We start from the raw sequence: 20,195 nt of genomic DNA on the forward strand, positions 1-20,195 counted from the left end.
CATTTTGCTCGCCGCTACTTGGTCGCCGAAGCGGGGGCGGCGGGCGGCATCACGATGGTCGTGGACGACGACTCGGCCGGGGCGGCGGGCGCTCCCGGCGATCCTGCGGCACCCGGCGCACCGGCGGGCCCCGGCACCGGCACCACGGTCGTCGACGAGGACGGCGCGGGCGCCGTGCTGGGCGGATTCACCACCGTGGTCTTTTTTTCGCACGCGCTAAGTGCGGCGGCTGCGGCCATCAAGGCGGCGATATGCATGAGCTTGCTGTTCATCTGGGACTCCCGGTGTCGGATTGGGGTGACAGGACTCTAGGTCTGCTGGCTGAGCCTCCTTGTCGGACAGGACGGCGCATCTGGCGTAGGACGAAACCCAGCGACGCGCTCGAGCTGACCAAGTTGTACGACAACTAAAGCTCCCAAACTATGGTTCACCCTAATGGGTCGGACTCAGGCCTGCGCTAAATTCGCGAAAGTTGTACGACAACTTGACTGGCCTCAATTTTTCCTCAAATCCAAGGAGACCCGCATGTCCAACCGCTCCCGGCGTTCCCTGATAGCTGGTGTTCTGGCGGCCTTGGCCCTGGCCGCCGCACCGCTGCCAGCCGCCGCACAGGCTTATCCGAGCCGCCCCATTACCCTGATCGTTCCCTGGGGTGCGGGCGGTGGCACCGATGCCACGGCGCGCATCATCGCCAGCCTGCTCGAAAAGGAATTGGCGCAGCCGGTGACGGTGGTGAATCGCACCGGCGGTAGCGGCGTGGTCGGTCATGCGGCCATCGCGTCGGCGGCGCCCGATGGCTACACGCTGGGTTTGGCCACCGTGGAGATCGGGATGATGCATTGGCAGGGACTCACCGAGTTGACCGGCGCCTCGTACACGCCCATCGGCCTGGTCAACGCCGATCCGGCGGGCATCCAGGTGCGGGCCGATGCGCCCTACAAGACAGTCTCCGAACTGCTGGCCGCCATCAAGGCCAACCCGGGCAAGTTCAAGGCCTCGGGCACGGGGCAGGGCGGCATCTGGCACCTGGCTATCGCCGGCCTGCTGCGCGACCAGAAGATCGATCCCGCGGCGCTGCCCTGGGTCCCGAGCAACGGCGCCGCGCCGGGCCTGCAGGACATGGTGGCCGGCGGCGTGGAGGTGGCGCCGGTGTCGCTGCCCGAGGCTCGCTCGTTGATCGATGCCGGCAAGGTGAAGAGCTTGGCGATCATGAATGACAAGCGTTCCGCGCTGTACCCCAACGTGCCGACGTTGAAGGAGGCGATCGGCAGCGATTGGACCATGGCGGCATGGCGGGGCATCGTTGCGCCCAAGGGCATTCCCGCCGACGCGCGCGACAAGCTCAGTGCGGCGGTGCGCAAGGTGGCGGCCAGCAAGGAGTACACAGACTTCATGGCCAGCCGCGGCTTCGGCGTGATCTACGCGGGCCCCGAAGATTTCGGCCGCTTCATGGCGAAGTCCGACACCGACCTGGGCGCCACGATGAAGGCCGTCGGCCTGGTCAAATAGACCGCCGCAGATGAAACTGAACGACGCCATCTTCGGGCTGGTGCTGCTGGCCCTGGGCTCGACTGTGCTGGTCTCGGTGCAGGCCTTCCCCAAGATACCGGGCCAGCCGGTGGGGCCCGCTCTCTTTCCGGGCCTGATCGCCGCGGGCCTGTGCGTCGCAGGCTTGCTGCTGATCGTGCACGGCGTACGCGATCGCGCGCGCCAACCTTGGCTGGTCTGGGACCCGTGGGTCCGTTCGCCGCGCCATGTGGTGGCGTTGCTGGTCCTGCTCGGGTCGGTGCTGTTCTACATCCTGGCCTCTAGGTGGCTCGGCTTCCTGCCCACGGCGGTCATCATCCTGCTCGCAATGTTCTCGACCCTGCGCGTGCCGCTTTGGCGCGCGGTGCTGATGGCGGTGGTCACGGCCGCGGTCGTGCATTTCGCCTTTTACAAGCTGCTGCGCGTGCCGCTGCCCTGGGGCGTTCTCACGCCCTACTCCTGGTAATGGACGCCGTCGCCCAGGCTTTCTCGATGGTGTTCGAGCCATACACCATCATGGTGATGGTGATCGCGTCGCTGTATGGCCTGTTCGTCGGCGCGGTGCCGGGACTCACCGCCACCATGGCGACCGCTCTGCTCGTGCCGGTGACGTTCTTCATGCCGCCGATCCCGGCCATCGCGGCCATGGTCACGGCCACCGCCATGGCGATCTTCTCCGGCGATATCCCGGGTTGCCTGCTGCGCATCCCCGGCACGCCCGCATCGGCCGCCTATACCGACGAAGCCTATGCCATGACCCGCAAGGGCGAAGCCGAAATAGCGCTGGGCGCCGGCCTGGTGTTCTCGGCGGTGGGCGGCCTGTTCGGCACGCTGGTGCTGATCGTGGCGGCGCCGGCTTTGGCGAATTTCGCGCTCAACTTCAGTTCGTTCGAGTATTTCTGGCTGGTTCTGCTGGGCCTGACCTGCGCCGTGTTCATCACCTCGAACGAGCCGCTCAAGGGCGTCGTGACCTTGTTGCTGGGCCTCTTGGTGGCTTGCGTGGGGCTGGGCAATCCGGCGGGCTTCCCGCGCTTCACTTTCGGCAACGCCGAGATGACCGGCGGCATCGGGATGATCGCCATGATGATCGGCATGTTCGCCATCTCGGAGATCATCCGCTTCGTGGTGGATACCAGCCCGCCCGCCGAACTGGTGGTCGAGAAGGTCGGCAACGTGATGGCGGGGCAGTGGGCGCTGGCCAAGAAATATCCGGTGCAGATCCTGCGCGGCAGCGCACTGGGAACGGCCGTGGGCGCATTGCCCGGGGCTGGGGCCGACATCGCTGCGTGGATGTCGTACGCGATGAGCAAGAAGTTTTCCAAGGAGCCCGAGAAGTTCGGCACCGGCCATGTCGAGGGCATCGTCGAATCGGGTTCCGCCAACAACAGCGCACTGGCCGGAGCCTGGATCCCCGCGCTGGTGTTCGGCATCCCGGGCGACTCGATCACAGCCATCGTGATCGGGGTGCTCTACATGAAGAACATGAACCCCGGGCCGACATTGTTCACCACCAATCCGCAGAACATCTACGCGGTGTTCCTGCTGTTCATCGTGGCCAACATCATCATGATCCCGCTGGGCATCCTGTGCATCAAGGTGGCCCGGCGCATCCTGCGCGTGCCGCGCGAGGTCCTGATGCCGATGATCCTGCTGTTCTGCATCGTCGGCACCTTCGCCATCAACAACACCACCTTCGAAGTGGGCGTGATGCTGGTCGCCGGCATCATCGCCTACCTGCTCGAGGCCAACCGCTTCCCGATCGCGCCGGCCATCCTGGGAGTCGTGCTGGGCGGCATGCTCGAGGAAAACTTCATCACGTCCATGATCAAGAGCAACGGCGACCTGGGCGCGTTCTTCTCGCGGCCCATTGCCCTGGCGCTGGCTGTCGTTACCATGCTGGTCTGGTTCGTCCCCCTTATCCTGCGCGGCGTGCGCTCCCTGCGCGCACGCGCACTCGCCACCTGATTGCCATGAGCTCCACCTATTCAGTCGATTCCCTCACAAGCTTCGCCACACGCCTGCTGGCAGCCGCCGGCCTTTCCGCCGACAAGGCCGATGCGGTCGCGCAGATCCTCGTCCAAGGCGACCTGATGGGCCACAACACCCACGGGCTGCAGTTGCTGGGACCTTACCTCGCCGAACTCGAGAGCGGGGCGATGACCCGCGAAGGCGAACCCGAGGTGCTGGCGGATGCGCCGGCGGCCGTCACCTGGGACGGCCGGCGCCTGCCCGGTCCCTGGCTGGTGCTCAAGGCCATGGCCCTGGCTACGGAACGGGCCCGGCATTGCGGCACCGGAACCGTGGTGATCCGGCGCAGCCACCACATCGCCTGCCTGGCCGCCTACCTCAAGCGGGCGACGGACCAGGGCCTGCTCATGGTGCTGACCTGCTCCGACCCGAACGTGGCCAGCGTGGCGCCCTTCGGTGGCCTGGATCCCGTGTTTACGCCCAATCCCATTTCGGCCGGCATCCCGACGACAGGGACACCGGTGCTGATCGACATTTCCACGTCGGCCACGACCAACGGCCTGACCGGGCGCCTGCACAAGGAAGGCGGGCGGCTGCCCGCGCAATGGGTGATCGACGGGCACGGCCAGCCCAGCGATGATCCCGGCGTGCTGTTCAAGGAGCCCAAGGGCACGATTCTTCCGCTGGGCGGCATCGATTCGGGGCACAAGGGCTACGGCCTGTCGTTGCTGGTGGAGGCCCTGACCGGCGGCCTGGCCGGCCACGGCCGCGCCGACGCAAGGGAAGGTTGGGGCGCCACCGTGTACCTGCAGGTGATCGATCCGCGCGCATTCGCCGGGCTGGATGCTTTCACCCGCCAAACGGGCGCGGTAACGCAGCAGTGCCATGCGTCGCGCCCGGCACGCGAAGGCTCACCGGTGCGTACGCCGGGCGAGAAGGGGTTGGCCCAGGCCAAGAAGCAGCGCGAGGCGGGCGTCGCCCTCTATCCGACGATCATGCCGTCACTGGAGCCCTGGGCGAAAAAGCTGGGTGTGGCGATGCTCTGAGCGTCTGGGAGCCCCTGCCGGGTACCGCCTGCCGCGACGCGAGGACGATCCCCCCTATAGCTTGCCGGCAGACCGCGCCTCCAACGCCCGGATCTGTTCGCGCGCTTCGTCACCTTCGGGAATCGGCCGGCCGCTGTCGCGCCATTCCACCGCGGCCTTGAAGCCCTCGGCCTGCGCATAGCGGCGGAACCACAGGCCTTCGGGGTTGTGGCGGGTGATGCCGTCGAACAATGTCGCCATCTGCTGGCTTTGCTCCAGTCCCATGGCGAGCATGACCTGGTTGACCACCATCTTGTGCATGGCCAGGTGGTTGCGCGGCACGCCGGCGATGCGCGCGGCGAGCTTCATCGTCGCCGCTTCCAGCTCGGACGCTGGTACTGCCTCGTTGGCCAGGCCCCATTGCGCGGCTGTCTTGCCGTCGATGGTGTCGCCGGTGAACATGAGCTGCTTGGCGCGTGTGGGCCCCAGCCGGTAGGTCCACATCGCCGTGGTGGGACAGCCCCAGACACGTGTGGGCATGTAGCCGATGTGAGCGTCATCGGCCATCACCAGCAGGTCGCAGCACAGGGCGATGTCGCTTCCGCCCGCCGCGGCGTAACCGTGGACCTTGGCAATGGTGGGCTTGGGGCTGCGCCACAGGCTCATGAAGTCCTCGGTGTTGCGCTTCATGTACGCGTAGTCGCTCATGGGGTCCCAGGGATGGCGTTCCTGCTGGCACGGATGGTCGATGCGGCCTTCGCCAAACATCGTCAGGTCGTAGCCGCCACAGAAGCCCTTGCCGGCGCCTTCGACCACGACGACGTGCACCTCGTCCTCGCTGTTCGCCCAATCGATTGCGGCGCGGATTTCACGCGGTGTCGCGTCGTTGATGGCATTCAGGCGTTCGGGCCGGTTGAGCAGGAGGCGGGCGATGCGCGGGTTGGTCGCATCCTGGGTGATTCGCAGCGTGCTGAAGTCAGGCATGGGCTATCTCCTTTCGTGACAGTTGCAGCCTACACGGCACTGGCTTGCCTGCCTGCAACGCCCGTGACTTCCGCCTTCTAGAGTGAAGCCACCTTGAATTTCGATGGGAGCGAAGCATGGGCAGCAGCAACACCAGCGTGGGCCGTGGACCGGCGCACGGCGGGAACGAAAATCACGACGGCGATCCGCTCAACAAGACTTTCGGAGAGACGGTCAAGGAGGAGCCGCCGGCGGGCAACGACCTGATCCTCGAGCAGGAGGAGCAGCGGCAACCCTCCACCAAGACCCCCGGGGAACTGCCTAGTCGCAAAGGCTGAGCTGTCGGGCGTGTCCTACAGACAGCCCGAACAGGCCATGCCCAAAATTACGGTCCATCCCGGCAATACCAAGGAGAAAGCCATGATGACCCGCCACACCGTTCTTCGCACCGCCCTCGCTGCGGGCCTCGTCGCCCTCACCGTGGCCGGCTGCGGCCAGATGCGACCCTCGCAAAAAATGGACATCTATGAGGCCACCCTCACTGGCGCCCAGGAGGTTCCGCCCAGCACGTCAGCAGGCAGAGGCACGGCCGAAATCCAGTTCAACAGCAATACCAACGCGTTGACCTGGAAGGTGACCTATAGCGGCCTTTCGGGCCCGCTCACCGGCGCCCATATTCATGGACCCGCGGCCGCCGGCGCGAACGCGGGCATCGTCGTTCCCTTCAGCGGCAACCTGAATGCGCAGCCGATCCAGGGGCAGGCCACCATCACGCCGGCCCAGTTCGGCGACCTGGCTGCCGGCCTCTGGTATGTGAACCTGCATACCGCGCAATCCCCGGGCGGCGAGATCCGCGGCCAGCTGCGCCGCCGCCAGTAAGCTGCTGATGGCCGCGGTTGCGCGGCCGCGATCGAGGCGATATAGTTGCCCACGCAACTATATCGCCCGTGCCTCAATCCCCATCTTCCATCGCACCTGACGGCGTCCCCGTCCTCATCGCGGGCGGTGGCCCGGTGGGGCTGACCCTGTCCGCTTTGCTGGCACGCCACGGCATCGCCAGCCTTGTGATCGAGGCGGACGAGGGCTATTGCACCGGCAGCCGCGCCATCTGCATCTCGCGCCGGTCGCAGGAAATCATGGGCTGGGCCGGCGCCGACGGGCCGCTGGTGAACACGGGCCTGCCGTGGACGGGTGGACGCAGCTATTGGCGCGACACCGAGGTGCTGCATTTCCAGATGCCCAGCGAGCTGAACCAGCGCTTCGCGCCCATGGTCAACATCCAGCAGTACTACATAGAACAGTTCGCGCACGAAGCGTTGCAGCGGGCGCCCGAACTGGCCCAGGTGCAATGGAGCAGCCGCGTTGTGGGTGTGCGCGACAAGCCGGACGAGGAGGGCGTCGAGGTCGATATCCAGACGCCGACGGGCCGGCAAACGATTCGCGCCGGCTGGGTCGTCGCGTGCGACGGCGGCCGAAGCACGGTGCGCGAGCAGCTCGGGTTGCAACTGGAGGGCACCCAGTACGAGGGCCGCTACGTGATCGTCGACGTCGTGCAGAAAACCAGGCGGCCGATCGAGCGCCTGGCCTGGTTCGACCCGCCTTCCAACCCGGGCTCCACCATCCTCATGCACCGCCAGCCCAATGACGTCTGGCGCATCGACTACCAGATCCGGGACGACGAGGACCCGGCCGAAGCCGTCAAGCCCGAGAACGTGCTGCCGCGCGTGCGCAGCCACCTGGCGATGATCGGCGAGAACGAGCCCTGGGAACCACTGTGGATCTCGATCTACAACGCCAAGTGCCTGACGCTGCCTCGCTACCGCTATGGCCGGGTGTTTTTTGCCGGAGACGCGGCCCACCTGGTGCCGATCTTCGGGGTGCGCGGGCTCAATTCCGGCCTGGACGATGCGGGCAACCTGGCCTGGAAGCTGGCGCGCGTGATCGAAGGTAGCGCTCCCGACGAATTGTTGGACAGCTACTCCACCGAGCGGGTGCATGCAACGCGCGAGAACATCGCCTACGGAGCCAAGAGCACCGAGTTCATGGCCCCGCCCAACTTCGCCTTCAAGCTGATGCGCGAGGCGACCCTGCGCCTGGCGGTGTCGGACGCGAAGGTCCGCTCCCTGATCAATCCGCGCCAGTCGTCGCCGATCGCCTATGTCGGATCGCCCCTCAACGTCCTCCAGCAGGGCCAGTGGGCCAACGGCCTCGCCGAACCGGGCCTGCCGGCGCCCGAAGCCCTGTTGCAAGGGCCGCATGGAAACTTTCACCTGACTCAGCGCTTCGGCAAGGACTTCATTTGTCTCGTTTTCAGCGACGGCGCCTTGCCCACGGCTGTGAAGGAATTGGCAACTCACGGCATCGCGGTGTTGGATATTCCCCCGCAGGCTGATAGCCTCGGCCAAGCGCGCCAGCGTTATGGCCTGCCGGATGCGCAGGCTGCCGGCCTGGTGCTGGTGCGCCCGGACGGCTATGTCATGGGCCGCTGGCGAGGCCTCGAGCCGCGGGCGCTGCTGGATGCATTCAACAAGAAAGGATTTACGGAATGACGGATAACGACCTGGACCGCAGCTATTCGGCGCTGTGCGAATCGCTGGCCAGCGTGGGTGAGAGCAAAGGCGAGTTGTTCCTCTCCATGGTCTGCCTGTCGCTCATGGCCCGCTATGAGCGTGCAGAAGATGTTCTGACCCTGATCGACAACGTCCACGCCCAATGCGCGGCCGAGGTGGAGGATGGTGCCTGAGCCAGCCAGTCCCGCGTCGCTGGACCGGACGCTGAGCTATCGCCTGCACCTGGTCAACAAGCTCACCGACAAATCCAGCGCCGACGCCTATGCCCAGGAATTCGGGCTGCCGGTCGGCCAGGCGCGTTGCCTGGCGGCAATCGGCCGATTTGCTCCACTCTCGGTGGTCGACCTCGCCGGCAAATCAAACCTCGACAAAGCACAGGCCAGCCGCGCCTCGCAGGCCCTGGTGGAGCGTGGCCTGGTTGCCAAGCGGCCCAGCGACAGCGATGCCCGCAGCGTGGTGCTGAGCTTGACCCCGCGCGGCCGCAAGCTGTGGGCCGGCGTCATGGACCTGATCGGGCAGCGAAACAGCGAGATATTCGGTTGCCTGAGCCCGGCGGAGCGGAAAGAACTGGGCCGCATGCTGGACCGCCTGATCGAGCACGCGCGGCCCCAATACCCATAAGGCTGGCGCTTTGAGGCCTTAAATCGTAAAATCGAGGGTTCCCCCCAATAAAGCCCCGATGAACGCCCCCGTCGACGTTTCCTTTTTCGCGCGCGCCGCCAAGCCCATCACCAGCTACCGCAAGTACTGGGCGAGCCGCTTCGGCACGTCGAAATTCCTGCCGATGAGCCGGGCCGAGATGGACCAGCTGGGCTGGGACAGCTGCGACATCATCATCGTCACGGGCGACGCGTACGTGGATCACCCGAGCTTTGGCATGGCCGTGATCGGGCGCGTGCTGGAAGCGCAGGGCTTTCGCGTGGGCATCATCGCCCAGCCCGACTGGCAAAGCGCCGAACCGTTCAAGGCGCTGGGCAAGCCGAACCTGTTCTTCGGCGTCACCGCCGGCAACATGGATTCGATGATCAACCGCTACACGGCCGATCGCAAGATCCGCAGCGACGACGCCTACACCCCCGGCGACGTCGGCGGCAAGCGGCCCGACCGCGCGTCGCTGGTCTATTCCCAGCGCTGCAAGGAAGCCTGGAGTGACGTGCCCATCGTCATGGGCGGCATCGAAGGCTCGCTGCGCCGCATCGCGCACTACGACTACTGGCAGGACAAAGTGCGCCGCTCGATCCTGGTCGATGCCAAGTGCGACATCCTGCTGTACGGCAACGCCGAGCGCGCCATCGTCGAGATCGCGCATCGCCTGGCCGCGAAAGAGCCGGTGCAGCAGATCACCGATGTGCGCGGCACGGCCTTCATCCAGCGCAACAAGCCCGAGGGCTGGTTCCAGATCGATTCCACTTCGGTCGATACGCCGGGCCGCGTCGAAGAGCACATCAATCCGTATCAGACCACTTCGGAGCAGGCCGAGGCGCAAGGCACGACCTGCGTCAAGGAAGAGGGCAGCGGCATGCCCGAAGCCAACCCGGCGATCCAGCCCCTGACGTTCGTTCCCAACCCCGCGCTAAAGCAAAAACTGAAGGTCCCGCCGCGCGACCACACGGTGATCCGCCTGCCTTCGTACGAGCAGGTGAAGAGCGACCCGGTGCTCTACGCCCACGCCAACCGCGTGCTGCACCTGGAAACCAATCCGGGCAACGCACGTGCATTGGTTCAAGCGCATGGGGACCGCGACGTGTGGCTGACACCGCCGCCGATCCCGCTGACCACCGCCGAGATGGACTACGTGTTCGGGCTGCCCTATGCGCGCAGCCCGCATCCGAGCTATGCCGACGAGAGCGGCGGCCACGACGCCGCGACCAAAATTCCCGCGTGGGAAATGATCCGCTTCTCGGTGAACATCATGCGCGGCTGCTTCGGCGGCTGCACCTTCTGCTCGATCACCGAGCACGAGGGCCGCATTATCCAGAGCCGCAGCGAGGAGTCGGTGATCCGCGAGATCGAGGAGATCCGCGACAAGGTTCCCGGCTTCACCGGCGTCATCTCCGACCTGGGCGGGCCCACCGCCAACATGTACCGCATCGGCTGCAAGAGCCCCGAGATCGAATCGGCCTGCCGCAAGCCCAGCTGCGTGTACCCCGGCATCTGCCAGAACCTCAACACCGATCACTCGGCCCTGATCAAGATGTACCGCCGCGCGCGGGCCCTGAAGGGCGTCAAGAAGATCCTGATCGGCTCCGGCCTGCGCTACGACCTGGCCGTGCAGTCGCCCGAGTACGTGAAGGAGCTGGTGCAGCACCACGTGGGCGGCTACCTGAAGATCGCCCCTGAGCACACCGAGCAGGGTCCGCTGTCGCGGATGATGAAGCCCGGCATCGGCAGCTACGACAAGTTCAAGGCGATGTTCGACAAGTACTCGGCCGAGGCCGGCAAGAAGCAGTACCTCATCCCGTACTTCATCGCCGCCCACCCCGGCACGAGCGACGAGGACATGATGAACCTGGCGCTGTGGCTGAAGAAGAACGGATTCCGTGCCGACCAGGTGCAGACCTTCTACCCCAGCCCGATGGCTACGGCCACGGCCATGTATCACAGCAACAAGAACCCGCTGCGCAAGATCACCCGCGACAGCGAAACGGTGGACATCGTGCGCGGCGAGCGCCGCCGGCGCCTGCACAAGGCCTTCCTGCGCTACCACGACGCCAACAACTGGCCGCTGCTGCGCGATGCGCTCAAGGCGATGGGCCGGGCCGACCTGATCGGCAACGGCAAACACCAGTTGATTCCGGCCTACCAGCCCATCACGGATGGCAGCTACCAGAGCGCGCGGCGCAAGAATTCCACGCCGACGGCAGTCAAGCCGAGCGCCCCGGTGAAGGGGCGTTTGCTGACCCAGCACACCGGCTTGCCGCCCCGCGTGACGGGCTCCAGGAAGCCACGCTGACAGCCCGCTCTAGCCGTGTGCGTCTTCGATCAGGCGCGCAGCCTCGGGGTCCTCGATCAGCCGTAACACGTGGTCGGGATTCACGGGTTTGGTGAAGTGAAAATCGAAGCCTGCCTTCTTCGCCGCGGCCCGGTCCCGCTCCTGTCCCCAGCCGGTGATCGCGACGAGCAGGGTGGACTCCCCGCCCGGCGAGGAGCGGATGGCACTGGCGACCTCGTTGCCGCTCATGCGGGGCATGCCGATGTCGAGCAGGGCGACCTCGGGTGCTTGCTCGTTGAACTGCTGCAGCGCCGCCTCGCCATCGAAGGCGAGCGACACATCGTGGCCCTCCAGCCGCAGCACTTCCGCCAGGCTCTCGGCGGCGTCCCGGTTGTCATCGGCCACCAGTACGCGGCGTGAGCGGCCGGCCCCGTTCACCGTGGGCTTGGCCGAAACGGCGTGGGCGGGGGCTTCGCAAAGGTCCAGCCGCAAGGTGAAGGTGCTGCCGCGGCCCACGCCCTCGCTTTGGGCGGTCAGCGTCGCACCATGCATCTGCGCCAGCCCGCGCGACAGCGCCAAGCCGATGCCAAGCCCCGTAGCGCCACCCGAATGCGGGTTGCGCACCTGGGTGAACATCTCGAATACGCGCTCGAGCGAGTCGCGCGGGATGCCGATCCCGTTGTCGCTGACCTCGATGACGGCGTCATTGCCTTCACGCCGGGCCGTGAGGCGAACGGTGCCTCGAGGGTGCGTGTATTTGGACGCGTTGGTGAGCAGGTTGGAAATCACCTGGGCAATGCGTATGGAATCCACCATGGCCCACAACGGGGCGTCCGGCCACTCGATGATCAGCTGCTGCTTGCGCGCTTCGATAACCGGCCGGGCCGCTTCCAGCGCCGAGTCGGCGGCCTGGCGCAGGTCGCTGACCATCCTTCGCAACTCGAGCTTGCCGCGGGTGATGCGCGACACGTCCAGCAGGTCGTCCAGCAGCACCGCCATGTTGCCGACCTGGCGCTCGATCACTTCCAGGCTCCAGCGCTGCTGCTCCGGCTTCGCCTCCGGCGATCGGGCGATCATCGCGGCCTGCCGGATCGGAGCCAATGGATTGCGCAGCTCATGCGCCAGCGTGGCCAGGAACTCGTCCTTTCGCTGGTCGGCTTCGCGCAGGGTCTGTTCGTGGAACTTTCGCTCGGTCACGTCGGTGAACCAGACCGCCAAGCCGCCTTCGCAGGGCGATGCGATGACGTGGAACCAACCCTCGGACGGATGGGTGGAACGGAATTCGAACTCGACCGTTGCGTCCTTTTCGAGCGCCATCACGTATTGGGATAGCACACCCGGCTCATCCCAGGCGCCCGGCAGGACATCACGAACGGCGTGGCCGACCAGTTCGGGCACCTCGTGGCCCAGCAGGTGCGCAGCCGCACTGTTCATGTAGTCCCAGCGCAGGTCGACAACGGTCCCGTCCGCATCGCGCAGCGGTTTGAACAGGCAGAACGCAACGGCGGAACTTTCCAGCGCCACCTCGACTTGCCGCGACAAGGCCAGGGCGTTCTGGCGCAGCGCTTCATGTTCGATCAGAACGGACGCCATCTGCGAGCAGAGGTCGCCCAGCTGGTCATCGCGCGGCGTGCGTTCCTTGGGCTCCGGGAAATAGATCGAAACCACGCCGAACGCTTCACCGGCCCGGTTGAACATGGGCCTGCTGTGGATGCACCGGAAACCTTCCTGGCGGCCTAGCTCGCGAAACTCGGCGAAGTTGGGGTCCTGCTCGATGTCCTCCACCACGACCACGCGCTGCTCGAGAAAGGCGACGCCGCAGGCCCCTTGCCCGACCGGCAGGGCACTCAGCGCGATCTCGGCTTCCGGGCTGAAGCCCAGTGTTGCAGCGGCCGTGAGCGTTGCCGAATTGGTGTCGCAGAGCGAAACCAGTCCGTGCCTGGCACTCTGCAGTTCGCACAGCGATCGCAAGATGGCAGTGAGCTGGCCCCTCAGGTCGGGCAGCAAGGCGATGCGGTTGCCGAGCTCTTGCAGGGCCTGAAGGTCCTGCACCTGCGAGTTGAGGTCCTGCTCGCGGAAACGCGACCGATGCAGCTTGTCACCCACCACCAGGAGCACGACCGCGGCCGCCACGTAGAGCGCGATCGAAACCCTGTCGCCGACGTTCGCTACGCCGAAGCCGGCGGGATCGAGCCAGAACATGGAATTGATCAGGCCGCCCACCAGAACGATCAGCGCGGGCCGCCATCCCAACCACATTGCGGCGATCCCAATCGCGGCAAGGAAAAAGGGGAAGGGCGTCCGGGTGCCCAGAAGGGGCCGTAGCGACCACTGCAGGAACACGGCAAGCAGCAGCAGCACAACGGCTATCGCAAAGGCCCGGGGCGGAGAAAGCCGTAACGGAGTCGCTTGCATGGCACTGCGCGGGCTGGCGGCCTCTTTTTCAGGCCGAGTGCACCGGGTCCTGTGACATACGCGGGTCGGTGATGTGGGCCAAGAGTTCATCCACCGCTTCGAGCCCGGCGGGCTTGGTCAGGTGATGGTCGAACCCGGCTTTGCGCGAGCGAGCCCGGTCGTCCTTCGCGCCCCAGCCGGTCAGGGCCACCAGCACCGCCTCGCGGGTGTGCGGCGACGCGCGCAACTCCCTGGCAACCTCGTAGCCGTCCTTGCCTGGCATGCCGATGTCCAGGAAGACGATGTCGGGATGGAATTCGTGGGCCATTCGCACCGCCTCGTCCCCGTCATTGGCCACGCGTGTGCTGTGGCCGCTCAATTCCAGCAGCGCCGCCAGGCTCTCGGCCGCATCCGCGTTGTCGTCCACCACCAGCACCCGGCGGGATGGCGCGCCTTCGGCTGCGCCTTCCGGAAGGATCGGAAGCTCGCGCTCCTTGGGCGCTTCGGCCAGTGGCAGCCGGACGGTGAAGGTACTGCCGCCGCCGTTGCCCGCACTCTCCACCGTCACCGTACCGCCGTGCAGTTCCACCAGGCGGCGCACCAGCGCCAGACCGATGCCCAGGCCGCCCTGTGAGCGATCCCGGTTGCGCCCGACCTGCGTGAACATCTCGAACACCTCGGGCAGTGATTCGGTAGCGATGCCCACGCCGGTGTCGGACACGGCTATGGCTACCCGGCTGGCTTCCCTGCGCACCGTCAGCTCGATATGCCCGCCGTGTGGCGTGTACTTGGCGGCATTGTTCAAGAGGTTGCTCACCACCTGCGCCAGGCGGGTGGCGTCGGCAACGATCTGCAGGGTGCTTTCCGGGACGTGCACCTCCAGCGTATGGCCTGCCGACGTAATCAGTGGCATGCTGGTCTCCACCGCGCTGCTCAGCACGTTCTTGAGAGTGACCCGCTCTTTCTTGAGCTCGACCTTGCCGCTCGAGATCCGTGCGATGTCGAGCAAGTCGTCCACCAGCCGCACCAGGTGCTTGAGCTGGCGCTCCATCATCTCGCGGGCGCGTTCCTGCGCCGGGGGGTTGTTCATCGCCCTCCGCAGCAGCTGCAAGCCATTGGTCAGAGGCGCCAGCGGGTTGCGCAGCTCGTGGGCGAGGGTCGCCAGGAATTCCGTCTTGCGCCGGTCGATCTCGGCCAGCTCGGTCGCCAGTTGCCGCAGGTTCTCCTCGGTGCGCTTTCGTTCGCTGATGTCGTTGAACAGGATCGCCACCTTGTCGCTGCCGGGCCCGCCCAGGCGAGTCGCATAGACGTCGAACCAGCGTCCCAAGGCGCTGCCGTACTCTTCGAAGCGCACCGCATCCCCGGTGGCGGCAACCCGCGAATACGTGTCGAACCAATGCTGTTCGTGGTTGGGCACGAGCTCTTTGACGCTCTTGCCTGCCGCCCCGACCAGGCCGGTGTGCTTGGCGAAAGCCGGGTTCATCTCCAGGAACCGGAAATCGACGACCCGGCCGGACTCGTCGGACATCAGCTCGATCACGCAGAAGCCCTCGTCCATGGAGTCGAACAGCGTGCGATAGCGCTCTTCGCTGGCGCGGAGTTCTTCCTCGGCGCGCTTGCGATCGGTGATGTCCGCGGCCGTGCCGAGGATGCGCCGCGGCGAGCCGTCCGCGCCGGGCCGCAGGATGCCCGTGAGTTCCATCCATCGCACCTCGCCGTCTTCACGATTGACGAAGCGGCCCTCGAACTGCAGGCGCATGCCCAGCGTGGCGGTGAACATCATGGCCTGCTCGAACGATTCGCTGTCGTCAGGATGCACGAACCCCGTGACGAACTGCTCCGCCGTGGCAGGCTCGTTGGCAGGCGTCATCCCGAACAACTGATGAACGCGTTCGTTCTCCCAGCTGATGCTGTTGTTGGTGGCGTCCCAGACCCAGATGCCCAGCCCCGCGGCATCCGTCGCCAGCCGCACACGCTCTTCGCTGGCGCGCAGCCGCTCCTCGCTTTCGCGGATCAGGGCTGCGGCCGCTTCGGCCTCCTCACGCCGCACCTGCTCGGTGGCGGCCGCCTCGCGTGCCGACTGCGCCTCCTGGCGTGAAGTGATGTCATGCATCGACACCACGGCGCCGAGCTTGTGGCCGGTTTCGTCATAAAGGGGCTGGCCGCTGGCGACCACACTCCGAGGCTTGCGGCCTTTGGGAGCGATGACCAGTTCGGTGTTGTGGACCTGCTCTCCCGAAAGGGCGCGAAACAGCGGTGTTTCCTCCTTGGCCAGCGGGGTCTTGCCGTCGGCGGCGTAGAGGTCGTACTCGCCGGCCCACTGCTCGGCATCCAGCGAGCGGAAGGCGAGGCCGTGAAATTCGCGTGTCGCCCGGTTGAACAGGGTCAGTTTGCCATCGGGGCCGCAGGCCACGATTCCGTCTTCGACCGCTTCGAGCACCGCGGACAGGAAGACTCGATCCTGCACTGCCTGCTGCTCGGCTGCCTGGAGTTCCTGCTTGCTGCGATGCAGTTCGACGAAGAAGGCGACCTTGGCTTTGAGCACCGCGGGCATCAGCGGCTTGCCCAGGAAGTCGACCGCGCCCATGGCATAAGCCTCTTCGATGGAAACGTCGGACGGATCGGCCGTGATGAAAATGATGGGCGTGGCGCGCGAACGCCTCTGCGCGCGGATCAGGCGCGCGGTTTCGAAGCCGTCCATGCCCGGCATGCGCACGTCCAGCAATATCGCGGCGAAATCCGCATCGCGCAGCTGCCTGAGCGCGGCTTCACCGGAGGACACGGGCACCAGCGGCTCACCCAGCTCCTGCAGCACCGCCTCGAGAGCCAACAAATTGGCAGGCTCGTCATCGACAAGCAGAATCGGGGCCGGGGGGCGGGTATTCACTCACCAAAGCTACTCCAAAAACGTCGAACTCAACGTCGGAAAAACACGCAACATGAGCCCCCTCGAAGAAGGCGGCGCCAACATAATGGGAAATGAAGAAGCCCCGCACGCATGAGAATGGATGAGTTGATCGCGAGGCGAGTCCTCCTGGCCCAAGCCATAGAAACCGCGGACACGCAAGGAGGGCTGCTCAGCGAGGTCGAGCGCGACCAGATCGATCGCCAGGCGCGGCACGATGCCGGCGTAGCCGGCGAGGAGCGCCAAGCCGTCGCGCCCGAGCACTTCGTCGACGTGCGCGCCCAGCGCGTCCTCGCAACGGTGCAACGGCGCAACCCGACGTTGGCCGCCATGCAGGAACCAGGATCGCTCAGGGGATGGCTGACGGTCGGCATACCGATGGCCGCGCTCGTGCTGGGCGTACTCACGGACGTCATCGCCAACCCGCACCGGGTCGATCTTGTATCGCTGCCGCTTCTGGGAATCGTCGCCTGGAACCTCGCGATGTACCTCGTTCTCATCGGTGGCTGGATGCTGGCGCGCCGTGGACGGCAGCGGCCGCTACTGGCGGGACTGGGTCGTTGGACCGACGGCCCGCGCGCTCTCAAGCGGCGTCCTGGCAACCTGCAATCGCAAGTCACGGCGCTGTTCCACCTGCGTTGGTATCAGGCAACTGAGGCCCTGCATATACAGCGGTGCAAGCGGGTGCTGCATCTGGCCGCGGCGGCCTGGGCGGTGGGCGTGGCCCTCTCGCTGCTGACGCGGGGCCTGGTGGTGGAGTATCGGGTGGGATGGGAGAGCACCTTTCTCAACGCCGGACAGGTGCACGCCATCCTCAGTTTCTTGCGGCTTCCCGCTCTCCTCGTTTTTCCGTTCCAGCCATTCACGGTGCAGGAAGTGGCGAGCCTGCAGTTCACGCAGGGTGGGGGCGTGGCAGGCGCGCGATGGGTGTACATGTATGTTGCCCTGCTATTGGTGCTGGTGGTAGTGCCTAGAGTGGTGCTCGCAGCCGCCGCGTACGCGCGCGAACGGATGCTTGCGCGCAAAGTGCGGGTCGATCTGGGCGACCCGTATTTCCAGCGGCTGGTCTCGCTGCTGAGTTCCGCTCGTGTCCACCTCGGCCTCATCACGCATCGCGAAGAGGATCGCAGCGCCTTGCTTCGGGTGCTGTCGCAGGAACCCGATACCGGGCGCACACTGATCAGGTCGGGCCACGATGATGTCCTGCGCCTGATTGACCTTTCGGGCGCGCCGGCGCCGGCTCCATCTTCCCCAGCATCGTCCGCCGAGGCCGGCTGGATGGGGCGGCTGCTCGGCCTGGTGTCGCGAGGCAAGGCAAGCGTGAATCCAGTGGGCGAAACGCTTGGCGCCGCACGTGAAGACTGCGACGTCGTGCTTCACGTATCCGGCGCAGCGGGCGACCCCGCTGCCGCGCAGCCCCTGCTGCAATGGCTGGGCAAGCCGGTGCTGGCGCTCTGGAATCGGCCTGGGCCGCCCGATCCGGGGCAGCTCCCTTTCGATGCCTTCGCCCGGTGCTGGGTCCAGGAAAGAACGCTGCTGGACGCCATAGGGCGGTTGCTGCCGCAGGCCAAGGCAGCGGGGTTCGCGAGGATCGTGACCGCCTGGGAGGCGCGCAACCAGGCGCGCTTCGCCCGCGCCATGGCCGTACTGGCGGAGCATTTGCTGTATGCCGCGCGCCAGGTGGAAGAGGTACGCAGCAACGCGCTCACGGTAAAGAGCTTGATCCCCACCGAGCGGCAGGCCCAGTCGCAAGCCCGGCAGGCGGCGATGGACGCCGTCGTCAAGCGGCTGGATGCCTCGGCGTCCGAGATGTTTTCCCGACTGCGCAAATTGCATGGCCTGGACGACAGTACGGCGGAGATCCTGCACGAGCGCATGCGGGAGAAATTCGTCGTGCAACAGGCGATCGACACGCCGCAAGCGGGAATGGCGGGCGCCGCCACCGGTGCCGCCATGGGTGCGTCGGTGGACCTGCTGGTGGGTGGCCTGACCCTGGGAGCCGCAACCGCGCTGGGTGCGCTGGTGGGCGGCAGCGCTGCTTTCATCGCAGCAGCATGGAAGAACCGCGCGACCCCGGGCGGCGCAACGGTGATTCAGCTCAGCGACGAGATGATGCAAGCGATGGTGGAGGCGGCGTTGCTGCGCTACCTGGCGGTGGCGCATTACGGCCGCGGACCCGCCGGCGCCGAAGGCGAATTGCAGCAATTCTGGAAAAGCGATGTTGTGGCCGCAGTGGAGGCCCGCGAGACTTTCCTGCCGCCCTTCTGGACGGCCGCGCGGACGCAACCCGATTCGGGAAGACTGGCGATGGCCCTGGCTCACGAGCTGGAAACAATTGCCCGCAAGGTGCTGGGGTCGTTATACACGGCGGCGTGACGGGGTTTTTGGCTGATCCCTCGGCGGACGGCGAGATCAGCGCTTTTGGACAACGGTGCGAGATTGCGTCCTACATGAAAGCCGCTGAGCTTGTACAAATATTGCCACTTCGTTACACCCACCGGAGAACAGCAATGCAAGACAGCAATCCCACTGAGCAGCGCCGCCTGCGCGGCTTCGCAGCCATGTCGCCGGAAAAGAAGAAGGAAATCGCAGGAATGGGTGGCCGTGCCGCGCACGCCGCCGGACGTGCCCACCAGTTCAGCACCGAAGAGGCTCGCGCTGCAGGCAAAAAGCGCCACCAGCGCCCTGATACGGCCAGCCAGTAATCTCGCACCGCAGCAACATTTGTTGCGGCACTTTTTACAAGCGGTCGCGTAGGAAAAGCGCCTGTTTCAGCGTCAGATCGGATAACCGCAGCTTTTAGACCTACAACGGCTCAGGCACGCGTATTGCAACTCCCCGTAAGCAACTTAGGGGGTTGTAATGGACACAGGACTGACCCAGCTGGAAGATTACGCAACGGCCCTCGCCCGCGAAAGGGCGGCGTGGGAAGCGGTGCGAGGCAAACTGCCCGGTTCGTTGGCCTTCGACCAGGAGCGCTGGCAGTGCTGGCGCAGGGCGGTGGACGAGGCGGACAAGGCCGCAGCGAAGGCCAGGACGACCATTGCAGTCGTCACCAAGCCCACTCAGCGGCCACCGCTCTTCGGAAGGGGATGGCCCCAGGCCGTACGACTGCCTCCTATCCTCGGAGGCAGCAAGCGCGCGGGCTAGCACCGCGCCCTCAACCTGTCCTACAGCCGGTGCGGTTGCAGAAAGTAAGCCCCTCGACGGTTGCATTGCTGACCAGGATTTCCGGAGCCGCGCTGATAAGGTGCCCGCTCCAAACCAGAGAGGATATGCACATGAGCTCAAGGAATTCCCGCTCCACTTCAGGCGACGACTCGCAAGCCGCAGCCTGGACCCCCCTCAACATGCTTACCGACCTCCCGCGCAAGCAGCTCGAGCTCGTGACTCGCTCGGCCACAGCCGTGTACCGCGGCTCGGAGACCTTGCGAAAAATCCAGCTGCAGGCGGCACATCGGGCTTCAGTCCACCATGAGGAAGCCGCCGAAAAACTGCGCGGCCCGTGCGACTTGGGCGAAATAATGGCCATACAGGCCGACCTGCTGCGCTTCAACGTACAGGAGGCCGTGCACTACTGGCAGCAGCTGGCCAGCGCGGCATTGAAGACCCAGGTCGATCTGGTCGGCAGCGCCGGGCGGGCGCTGGACACGGGCGCCGAGCCTTCTTTGGAAGCGCTGCAGCAAGCATTTGCGGCATCGCTGGATGGCTCCGCGGAGAGCGCGGCCCGCCACTGAGTTTTGATTGCGCCCACACGACTCAGCGGCATAGTATGGTCCTCCCAGGCAGCTTGGCATGACTCCAGAGGAACAGCTTCTAAGCGAATGGCGAATCGCTGCGAAGGCCGCATTCGCTGCGGAGAGGGCTGTTTCGGACGCATTCGTTTGCTACTTCAGCAACAAGGGATCGCC

At 65.8% G+C, this 20,195-nt stretch carries 18 protein-coding genes; 14 read left to right on the forward strand and 4 right to left on the reverse strand.

Translation table 11 applies throughout. The features are described from left to right. Positions 1-14: 14 nt before the first annotated feature. Entirely contained in the window at positions 15-272 is a 258-nt protein-coding gene (locus HNE04_RS00435) for a hypothetical protein (protein ID WP_172215719.1), read from the reverse strand. Between the two features lie 253 nt (positions 273-525). Here HNE04_RS00435 and HNE04_RS00440 point away from each other — a divergent pair, with 253 nt between their 5' ends. The 4 genes from HNE04_RS00440 to HNE04_RS00455 are packed head-to-tail and all read left to right on the forward strand — an operon-like array spanning position 526 to position 4,541. Then, the gene (locus HNE04_RS00440) at positions 526-1,509 is read left to right on the forward strand and encodes a tripartite tricarboxylate transporter substrate binding protein (protein ID WP_172215720.1); all 984 of its coding nucleotides are present in this window, start codon (positions 526-528) and stop codon (positions 1,507-1,509) included. 10 nt (positions 1,510-1,519) lie between these two features. Continuing rightward, entirely contained in the window at positions 1,520-1,993 is a 474-nt protein-coding gene (locus tag HNE04_RS00445; protein ID WP_172215721.1) for a tripartite tricarboxylate transporter TctB family protein, read from the forward strand. Further along, on the forward strand, positions 1,993-3,492 hold the full coding sequence (locus HNE04_RS00450) for a tripartite tricarboxylate transporter permease (protein WP_172215722.1): 1,500 nt from the start codon (positions 1,993-1,995) through the stop codon (positions 3,490-3,492). The genes HNE04_RS00445 and HNE04_RS00450 overlap by 1 nt, the downstream gene beginning before the upstream one ends. 5 nt (positions 3,493-3,497) lie before the next feature. Then, positions 3,498-4,541, forward strand: a complete 1,044-nt coding sequence (locus HNE04_RS00455) for an Ldh family oxidoreductase (protein ID WP_172215723.1) — start codon at positions 3,498-3,500, stop codon at positions 4,539-4,541. A 54-nt stretch (positions 4,542-4,595) separates the two neighbouring features. Here the strand turns inward: HNE04_RS00455 and HNE04_RS00460 are convergent, their stop codons facing one another. Continuing rightward, on the reverse strand, positions 4,596-5,504 hold the full coding sequence (locus HNE04_RS00460) for a crotonase/enoyl-CoA hydratase family protein (RefSeq protein WP_172215724.1): 909 nt from the start codon (positions 5,502-5,504) through the stop codon (positions 4,596-4,598). Between the two features lie 116 nt (positions 5,505-5,620). On the opposite strand from HNE04_RS00460, the gene HNE04_RS00465 reads away from it, so the two are divergent. From HNE04_RS00465 to HNE04_RS00490, 6 genes are all read left to right on the forward strand, one after another. After that, the gene (locus HNE04_RS00465) at positions 5,621-5,821 is read left to right on the forward strand and encodes a hypothetical protein (protein ID WP_172215727.1); all 201 of its coding nucleotides are present in this window, start codon (positions 5,621-5,623) and stop codon (positions 5,819-5,821) included. Between the two features lie 82 nt (positions 5,822-5,903). Continuing rightward, complete coding sequence (locus tag HNE04_RS00470; RefSeq protein ID WP_235964692.1) at positions 5,904-6,362, forward strand: CHRD domain-containing protein; 459 nt, start codon at positions 5,904-5,906, stop codon at positions 6,360-6,362. 68 nt (positions 6,363-6,430) lie between these two features. Continuing rightward, entirely contained in the window at positions 6,431-8,032 is a 1,602-nt protein-coding gene (locus HNE04_RS00475; protein ID WP_172215729.1) for an FAD-dependent oxidoreductase, read from the forward strand. After that, the gene (locus HNE04_RS00480) at positions 8,029-8,226 is read left to right on the forward strand and encodes a hypothetical protein (RefSeq protein ID WP_172215731.1); all 198 of its coding nucleotides are present in this window, start codon (positions 8,029-8,031) and stop codon (positions 8,224-8,226) included. Before HNE04_RS00475 ends, HNE04_RS00480 begins: the two co-directional genes overlap by 4 nt. Then, entirely contained in the window at positions 8,216-8,674 is a 459-nt protein-coding gene (locus tag HNE04_RS00485) for a MarR family winged helix-turn-helix transcriptional regulator (protein ID WP_172215733.1), read from the forward strand. The genes HNE04_RS00480 and HNE04_RS00485 overlap by 11 nt, the downstream gene beginning before the upstream one ends. 58 nt (positions 8,675-8,732) lie before the next feature. Further along, on the forward strand, positions 8,733-11,006 hold the full coding sequence (locus tag HNE04_RS00490; RefSeq protein ID WP_172215735.1) for a YgiQ family radical SAM protein: 2,274 nt from the start codon (positions 8,733-8,735) through the stop codon (positions 11,004-11,006). A 9-nt stretch (positions 11,007-11,015) separates the two neighbouring features. Here the strand turns inward: HNE04_RS00490 and HNE04_RS00495 are convergent, their stop codons facing one another. Both HNE04_RS00495 and HNE04_RS00500 read right to left on the reverse strand, forming a co-directional pair. Continuing rightward, positions 11,016-13,346: a hybrid sensor histidine kinase/response regulator gene (locus tag HNE04_RS00495; protein ID WP_172215737.1), complete on the reverse strand. Its 2,331-nt coding sequence runs from the start codon at positions 13,344-13,346 to the stop codon at positions 11,016-11,018. 82 nt (positions 13,347-13,428) lie between these two features. Next, entirely contained in the window at positions 13,429-16,266 is a 2,838-nt protein-coding gene (locus HNE04_RS00500) for a response regulator (RefSeq protein WP_172215739.1), read from the reverse strand. 117 nt (positions 16,267-16,383) lie between these two features. Between HNE04_RS00500 and HNE04_RS00505 the strand changes: the two genes are divergently transcribed. From HNE04_RS00505 to HNE04_RS00520, 4 genes are all read left to right on the forward strand, one after another. After that, complete coding sequence (locus tag HNE04_RS00505) at positions 16,384-18,660, forward strand: DUF3482 domain-containing protein (RefSeq protein WP_172215741.1); 2,277 nt, start codon at positions 16,384-16,386, stop codon at positions 18,658-18,660. A gap of 134 nt (positions 18,661-18,794) precedes the next feature. Further along, entirely contained in the window at positions 18,795-18,989 is a 195-nt protein-coding gene (locus HNE04_RS00510) for a KGG domain-containing protein (protein ID WP_172215575.1), read from the forward strand. Between the two features lie 157 nt (positions 18,990-19,146). Beyond that, positions 19,147-19,434 carry a hypothetical protein gene (locus HNE04_RS00515; RefSeq protein ID WP_172215743.1) on the forward strand — a complete coding sequence of 96 codons (288 nt, stop codon included), beginning with the start codon at positions 19,147-19,149 and terminating at the stop codon, positions 19,432-19,434. A 200-nt stretch (positions 19,435-19,634) separates the two neighbouring features. Then, positions 19,635-20,021, forward strand: a complete 387-nt coding sequence (locus tag HNE04_RS00520) for a phasin family protein (RefSeq protein ID WP_172215745.1) — start codon at positions 19,635-19,637, stop codon at positions 20,019-20,021. Positions 20,022-20,195: the final 174 nt, after the last annotated feature.

The sequence above is a fragment of the Caenimonas soli genome (assembly GCF_013155545.1).
GTDB lineage: Bacteria > Pseudomonadota > Gammaproteobacteria > Burkholderiales > Burkholderiaceae_C > Ramlibacter > Ramlibacter soli.

Excerpts from the sequence above, each read along its gene's own strand:
- HNE04_RS00490 (WP_172215735.1), top strand. The coding sequence starts at position 8,733 with ATGAACGCCCCCGTCGACGTTTCCTTTTTCGCGCGCGCCGCCAAGCCC.
- HNE04_RS00435 (WP_172215719.1), bottom strand. The coding sequence starts at position 272 with ATGAACAGCAAGCTCATGCATATCGCCGCCTTGATGGCCGCAGCCGCC.
- HNE04_RS00505 (WP_172215741.1), top strand. The coding sequence starts at position 16,384 with ATGGATGAGTTGATCGCGAGGCGAGTCCTCCTGGCCCAAGCCATAGAA.
- HNE04_RS00465 (WP_172215727.1), top strand. The coding sequence starts at position 5,621 with ATGGGCAGCAGCAACACCAGCGTGGGCCGTGGACCGGCGCACGGCGGG.
- HNE04_RS00485 (WP_172215733.1), top strand. The coding sequence starts at position 8,216 with ATGGTGCCTGAGCCAGCCAGTCCCGCGTCGCTGGACCGGACGCTGAGC.
- HNE04_RS00480 (WP_172215731.1), top strand. The coding sequence starts at position 8,029 with ATGACGGATAACGACCTGGACCGCAGCTATTCGGCGCTGTGCGAATCG.
- HNE04_RS00510 (WP_172215575.1), top strand. The coding sequence starts at position 18,795 with ATGCAAGACAGCAATCCCACTGAGCAGCGCCGCCTGCGCGGCTTCGCA.
- HNE04_RS00460 (WP_172215724.1), bottom strand. The coding sequence starts at position 5,504 with ATGCCTGACTTCAGCACGCTGCGAATCACCCAGGATGCGACCAACCCG.
- HNE04_RS00450 (WP_172215722.1), top strand. The coding sequence starts at position 1,993 with ATGGACGCCGTCGCCCAGGCTTTCTCGATGGTGTTCGAGCCATACACC.
- HNE04_RS00520 (WP_172215745.1), top strand. The coding sequence starts at position 19,635 with ATGCTTACCGACCTCCCGCGCAAGCAGCTCGAGCTCGTGACTCGCTCG.
- HNE04_RS00440 (WP_172215720.1), top strand. The coding sequence starts at position 526 with ATGTCCAACCGCTCCCGGCGTTCCCTGATAGCTGGTGTTCTGGCGGCC.
- HNE04_RS00445 (WP_172215721.1), top strand. The coding sequence starts at position 1,520 with ATGAAACTGAACGACGCCATCTTCGGGCTGGTGCTGCTGGCCCTGGGC.
- HNE04_RS00455 (WP_172215723.1), top strand. The coding sequence starts at position 3,498 with ATGAGCTCCACCTATTCAGTCGATTCCCTCACAAGCTTCGCCACACGC.
- HNE04_RS00470 (WP_235964692.1), top strand. The coding sequence starts at position 5,904 with ATGATGACCCGCCACACCGTTCTTCGCACCGCCCTCGCTGCGGGCCTC.
- HNE04_RS00515 (WP_172215743.1), top strand. The coding sequence starts at position 19,147 with ATGGACACAGGACTGACCCAGCTGGAAGATTACGCAACGGCCCTCGCC.